The sequence below is a fragment of the Frigoribacterium sp. CFBP 13605 genome (assembly GCF_014839405.1).
Taxonomy (GTDB): Bacteria; Actinomycetota; Actinomycetes; order Actinomycetales; family Microbacteriaceae; genus Frigoribacterium.
Map to the genome: position 1 here is coordinate 47,461 of NZ_JACYNS010000011.1, position 6,030 is coordinate 53,490.

7 protein-coding genes are annotated in these 6,030 nt (G+C 71.6%); 3 read left to right on the plus strand and 4 right to left on the minus strand.

What is annotated here, in order from left to right:
- Window positions 1–20 precede the first annotated feature (20 nt).
- The gene (locus IFT36_RS04975; protein ID WP_200412576.1) at window positions 21–851 is read left to right on the plus strand and encodes an oxidoreductase; all 831 of its coding nucleotides are present in this window, start codon (window positions 21–23) and stop codon (window positions 849–851) included.
- A 285-nt stretch (window positions 852–1,136) separates the two neighbouring features.
- On the opposite strand, the gene IFT36_RS04980 is transcribed toward IFT36_RS04975, so the two are convergent.
- Both IFT36_RS04980 and IFT36_RS04985 read right to left on the minus strand, forming a co-directional pair.
- Window positions 1,137–1,676 (minus strand): PadR family transcriptional regulator, encoded by a 540-nt coding sequence (locus IFT36_RS04980; protein WP_192123059.1) that lies wholly within the window; start codon window positions 1,674–1,676, stop codon window positions 1,137–1,139.
- Between the two features lie 128 nt (window positions 1,677–1,804).
- A complete protein-coding gene (locus IFT36_RS04985) occupies window positions 1,805–2,161 on the minus strand; it encodes a VOC family protein (RefSeq protein ID WP_159828062.1) in 357 nt (118 codons plus the stop codon).
- A 327-nt stretch (window positions 2,162–2,488) separates the two neighbouring features.
- Between IFT36_RS04985 and IFT36_RS04990 the strand changes: the two genes are divergently transcribed.
- Window positions 2,489–3,535: an NAD(P)-dependent alcohol dehydrogenase gene (locus tag IFT36_RS04990; RefSeq protein WP_192123058.1), complete on the plus strand. Its 1,047-nt coding sequence runs from the start codon at window positions 2,489–2,491 to the stop codon at window positions 3,533–3,535.
- 196 nt (window positions 3,536–3,731) lie between these two features.
- Here the strand turns inward: IFT36_RS04990 and IFT36_RS04995 are convergent, their stop codons facing one another.
- Window positions 3,732–4,451 (minus strand): hypothetical protein, encoded by a 720-nt coding sequence (locus tag IFT36_RS04995; RefSeq protein ID WP_192123057.1) that lies wholly within the window; start codon window positions 4,449–4,451, stop codon window positions 3,732–3,734.
- 130 nt (window positions 4,452–4,581) lie between these two features.
- Window positions 4,582–5,202 (minus strand): DUF3887 domain-containing protein, encoded by a 621-nt coding sequence (locus IFT36_RS05000; protein WP_056043963.1) that lies wholly within the window; start codon window positions 5,200–5,202, stop codon window positions 4,582–4,584.
- A 348-nt stretch (window positions 5,203–5,550) separates the two neighbouring features.
- On the opposite strand from IFT36_RS05000, the gene IFT36_RS05005 reads away from it, so the two are divergent.
- The coding region (locus IFT36_RS05005; RefSeq protein WP_463671331.1) for an EamA family transporter at window positions 5,551–6,030 on the plus strand (480 nt) is incomplete at its 3' end.

The window sequence follows — 6,030 nt, forward strand, 5'->3', positions numbered from 1 at the left end:
CACGAGAGAGAAGAGACCACATGTCGACCTGGTTGATCACCGGCTGCTCCACGGGGTTGGGGCGAGCCTTCGCCGAGGAGGCGCTGGCCCGCGGACACGACGTCGTCGTCACTGCGCGCGACGCCTCGGCCGTGCAGGACATCGCCGACGCCCACCCCGACCACGCCGTCGCCACAGCCCTGGACGTCACCGACCCCGACCAGGTGACCGCGGCCGTCCGCCTCGCCACCGAGCGGTTCGGCGGCGTCGACGTCCTCGTCAACAACGCCGGCTACGGCTACCGCTCCGCCGTCGAGGAGGGTGACGACGCCGACGTGGCGCGCCTGTTCGACACGCACTTCCACGGCAGCGTCCGCACCGTCAAGGCCGTCCTGCCCGGCATGCGCGCCCGCCGCAGCGGCACGATCGTCAACCTGTCGTCGATCGGTGCCCGCCGCACGGGCCCCGGCTCGGGCTACTACGGCGCCGTCAAGGCCGCGATCGAGCAGATGACCATGGCCCTGCGCACCGAACTCGCCCCGCTCGGCATCACGGCGACGGTCGTCGAACCGGGCTCGTTCCGCACCGACTTCTCGGGGCGCTCGCTCACGCAGTCCGCCACGCCCATCGCCGACTACGCCGAGACCGCCGGACGTCGCCGCATCGAGGCCGACACCTCGGACGGCACCCAACCCGGCGACCCCGCCGCCGGTGCCCGCCTGCTCGTCGACGCGGTCGACTCGGGCGAGGCCCCGTACCTGCTGCTGCTCGGCTCGGACGCCGTCGAGATCGTCACGGGCGCACTCGACGACCTCCGCCGCGACGTCGACGCATGGGCGGAGCGCAGTCGCGCCACCGACTTCGACGCCTGAGCCGGTCGCCTCACCTGCAGGAGGTGCGGTGTCGGTTCAGACGACCCCGCTCCTCCTGCAGGCCGTCACCTCCGGAGTGCCCGCGACCCCCCGCGGCCACCCCGGCCCGACCGGTGACGCCCCTGCCACGACGACCCGACGGCGCCTCGTCGCCCGGGCCGGCCCACGCCGGTGACGTCGGCTGCCGGCGACGAGGTGACGCGATCGGCTGACGCGTGGCTTCGAGGTCACGCTAGTCCAGTTGGTACTAGTCATCAATGGACGGACGAAAAAAGGTGCCCCGTTCTACGGGGCCCTGGGGGCACCGATCTCGCCGTCGCGCGAGTAGTCCTCGACCCAGGCCCGCTCGCTGTGCAGCTGGTCGAGCAGGTGCCGGAACATGGCGACCGACTGGACGGGGAAGCGCGTCGCGTCGTCGTGGCTGGCGTCGAGGTAGGCCTGGGCCGTCGCCATGCGCTCGTCGAGGGCCTGGAGGCGCGTGGCGAAGATCGTCGCCCGCGTCGCCTCGTCGACCAGGTCCAGCAGCGCGAACCGGACGTAGAACTCCTCGTCGTCGCCGGCGCGGGAGAGGGGGAAGTCGGCGACCCGCCCGATCAGCAGGTCGCGGCCCGCGTCGGTCAGCGAGAACACCTGGCGGTTCGGCCGACCCGTGGTCTCCACGGTGCGACGGTCGAGCGCGCCCCGGTCGTGCAGGCGCTTCAGCGTCGTGTAGACGGCGTTGTTGTTGACCACGCCGAGGCCCGGGCGCCGCACGTTCCGCTTGATGTCGTACCCGTGCTGCGGGCCGGCGAGCAGGTTGCTCAGGATGAGGATCTCGGTGACCATCCCCACATCATGGGGGGTCGCGGCCGGGTCGACGCGACCGCGGCGCGACCGGCCCTGCCGCGGCGCCACCACACGCGGGAGGCGCGGTGCCGGTCGGACCGGCACCGCGCCTCCTGAGGGCCCCGACGTCAGTCGGTCGGCGGCGTGTAGAACTGCAGGTCGTTGCCCTCGGAGTCCTTGAAGGGCAGGATGCGGCCCCACGGGTGCTCGCTGATCGTGCCCGTCACGTCGGCGCCGCGCGACTGCAGGTCGGCCAGCGCGTCCTCGAGGCTGCCGTCGGGCTGGAACGTGATGACCGCCCCGCCCTCGCTCGACGCCGCGGCCTCTTCTCGACCGTTGAGGCCGATCATCAGGCCGTTCGCGTCGATCTCGGTCCAGTCGTCGCTCTCGTCCTTCACCGTGAGGCCGAGCGCGTCACGGTAGAACGCCGTCGCCCGCCCCATGTCCGTCACGGGCACCCATACCGTTGCCACTCCGCTTGCCATGTCGACTCCTTCGTCCGGCACCGGACCACCCGGTGCTGCGTCTGGCTCCTTGCTACGCCGCGCACCGCGCGAGCCGAGCCGCGAGTCAGGGCACTTTCCCACCCGGAAGCGTGTCTCACGGTGACCGGTGCCCGAGCGGACCACCCGCAGGAGGCGCGGTGCCGGACGGTCGCGCACCGCGCCTCCTGCGGGCCGTCGCGTCGGGGGCCCTGCCAGGGCCTCCCACGATCGGCGCGGGGGCGTAGCGTCGATGACGAGGAGCCCGTCGTCGAGCACCGCGTTCCGACCCGCCCCTCGTCCCCGTACCGAATCCACCCCAGGAGACCCATGCGCACCGTCAACGCCTACGCGGCACCGTCCGCCACCGAGCCCCTCGTCAAGACGACCATCGAGCGCCGCGACGTCGGCCCGAAGGACGTCATGATCGACATCGCCTACGCCGGCATCTGCCACAGCGACATCCACACCGTCCGCGGCGAGTGGGGCGAGATCCAGTACCCGCAGGTCGTCGGTCACGAGATCGTCGGCACCGTCTCGGAGGTCGGCTCCGAGGTCACCAAGCACGAGGTCGGCGACCGCGTCGGCGTCGGCTGCATGGTCAACTCGTGCGGCGAGTGCGAGTACTGCAAGCGCGGCGACGAGCAGTACTGCGCCAAGGGCAACACCGGCACCTACACGAGCGTCGACCCGGCCGACGGCACCGTCACCCAGGGCGGCTACTCGCAGGCCGTCGTCGTCACCGAGGACTTCGTGCTGCGCGTGCCCGAGTCGCTCGACTACGACAAGGTCGCACCGCTGCTCTGCGCCGGCATCACGCTGTACTCGCCGCTGCACCACTGGGGCGTCACCGAGGGCACCAAGGTCGCCATCGTCGGCATGGGCGGCCTCGGCCACATGGGCGTCAAGATCGCCGCCGCACTCGGCGCCGACGTCACCGTCCTGTCGCAGACCACCTCGAAGAAGGAGGACTCGCTGCGTTTCGGCGCCAAGGCGCACTACGCGACCAGCGACGAGCAGACCTTCACCGACCTGGCGAACTCGTTCGACCTGATCATCAACACCGTCTCGGCGAAGGTCGACATGGGCGCGTACCTCGGCCTGCTGGCCGTCGACGGCACCCTCGTCAACGTCGGCGCCCCGTCCGAGCCACTCGAGGTGCCCGCGTTCGCGCTGATCCCGGCGCGTCGCAGCTGGGCCGGTTCGGCCATCGGCGGCATCCGCGAGACCCAGGAGATGCTCGACTTCTGCGCCGAGCACGGCATCGTGCCCGAGACCGAGCTGATCGACGCCGACCAGATCAACGAGGCCTACGACCGCGTCCTGAAGTCCGACGTGCGCTACCGCTTCGTGATCGACGCGGCGACCTTCGCCTGATCCGAGCCGTTCCGCCGGACGCCCCCGTACCGAGTGTGCGGGGGCGTTCGTCGTCCCCGCGGTGGGCCGTGGGCGCACCGCACCGCACCGCACCGCGTTTCGTGCACTGCACCCGGACTAGACGCGGTGCAGTGCACGAAACGCGGTGCAGTGCGTGAGCCGGGTTGCGTCGAGCCGAGGCACGGGACGCGAGGGATCAGCGGCCCCGCAGGGCGCGCATCGTGGGTGCGGCGATGGCCCCGGCGACAAGGGCTGAGGGCCACGGGACGACCCTGACGGCAGCCAGGACGACGGCGGCGAGACAGGCGCCGACGACGGCGACCAGTCCGATCGTCCGCGACCGGCGCGCCACGGGACGGTCGATCCGAGGAGCATCGTCGGTGGAACGCGGGCGATCGTCGGGCGACGAGCCGTCGGGGATCGTGACGCCGGCGGGCGGCCGGCCGACCCCCAGGGCGACCCCGACTGCGACCAAGAGGCCGACCACACCGAGTGCGACGAGGGACGCGATGCCCGGGTCCGGTGCCGACCAGGGATCGCTCGTGGCGAGTGAGGGCGCGACGAGCAGCGGTAGTGCACCGGCCAGGACGAGAGTCAGCCCGGCCAGGGCGCCGACCGTCGATCGGTGTCCGAGCTTGACCGAGTCGCTGGTGACGCGGGCCAAGGCCAAGAGCAACCAGGTGGCGACGGCGGGGACCGCGACGGAGGCGACCGTGACGGCCAGGGGGCGGACGGTGGTGACGTCTCCTGCAGACCACTGGTTGGCTACCTCGGCGGGAAGGCGTGGGGCCCACGAGACCACCGTGGCCACTCCGGCGACGATGGCGCCCGCGAGGGGCAACTGCACGAAGGCCCAGAGTCGACCGCGCCGGATCTCGACGTCGTCGAGGTGTCTGTTCTCGGTGAGAGCCGTCATGGTGATCCTCCGGCCTGGTCGCTGTCCTTCCGCATCTGCTGACACGCTGTCAGGACTGCGAGGAGGCTGTCAACCGTGTCTTTCGCATTTCCTCCGCGAGGAGGAGGAGCAGCGTACGTGGCTGCGCGCGTCATGACGAGGCAGCGGGGTCGAGGAGGAAGAGCCCGGCCAGACGACCGTCGGGGTGGCACGAGACGCGACCGACCATGTCGCCGGCCTCGAAGTGGAGGGGGACGTCCACGACGGTGAAGTCGCCGGAACGACGCGCCGTGGGCGTGCCGCTCGACTCGAACGCCCCGACGGAACCGAGGACGTGGCTCCACACGTCGCCGAGCTGCGTCGGGCCCATGGCCTTCTTCATCTCGTCGTCGAAGAGGGTGTGGACCTCGTCGGGGCGACCCGTGCTGAGCAGGTCGAAGACGGTCGTCGCCCGCTCGACGGAACCCGACGTGACGTCCTTCTCGAGCGGGCGTCCCGTCCTCGGGTCGATCACCTGGCCGAACCTCTGGTAAGCGGCTTGACGTGAGATGGACATGACGTCTCCTACTTCCTGCCAGGTCGCCCCGGCGTCGCGGGCATCGGTCACGAGGGCTGCGAGGACGGCCTCGAGGTCGGCTTTCATCCCCGCCGCGCGCTGCACGGCGACGAGGGTCGAGGACCGGTCGTGTCGACCGTGCACCGACGCCGCGAGACCCTGGACCCGGGCGAGGAGGCTCGCGAGCAGGGACGGGGTGCGGGAGGGGGTCGACATGTGTAAAGACTAGATTGACACGTGTCGTGGCGTCAAGATCGGCTTTCGTCCCGCTGGTCCATGTGTTCTCCTGGCTCACCCGCTCCCGCCCTCGCACCCAGTTCCGAACCATGCACCCCGAAGCTTCCGGGTGCATCGTTCGAAACCGGGTGCAGCGCGGCACGGTTCACCTCCCGGACACCCGCCGCCCCTACGCTGACCGCGACAGCGCCTAGGGTTCCGGGGTCCCACGATCCGACTGGTCCGAGCGGCGCCACGGTCGGGCGCCATCGCCGGGCCGTCATCTGAACGGACAAAAGCCTGGAGGACCCGTTCGGCGCGCCCCGCGCCGAGCCGATGGGTCCTCGCATGTCCACCACCGCCCTCCTGCTCGTCCTCGCCGCCGCCGTCTGCCACGCCGGCTGGAACGTCGTCGCCCACGGGGTGAGCCGCCTCGGCACCCCCTTCCTCTGGTGGGGAGCCGTCGCCAGCACCGTGCTCTGGCTGCCGGTCGTCCCCTTCACGGGCGGCCTCGGGGCGAGCGTCGGCGGCCTCGCGGTCGGGGCGGGCGTCTCGGCCGTGCTGCATGTCGTCTACATGACGGTGCTGCAGCGCGGCTACGCGGTCGGCACCCTGTCGACCGTCTACGCGACGGCTCGCGGCAGCGGCCCGGCCGTCAGTGCGGGCCTCGCCGTCCTGCTGCTCGGCGAGCGGCTCTCGGCGACGGCCGTGGTGGGCATCGCCGTGGTGGTCGCGGGGGTGGTGGCGACCGGACTGATCGACCGGCGGTCGACCGGCTCTCCGGCGCCGCGCCTCCTGCACGGGCCGTCGACCGCGTCGACGCCGGCC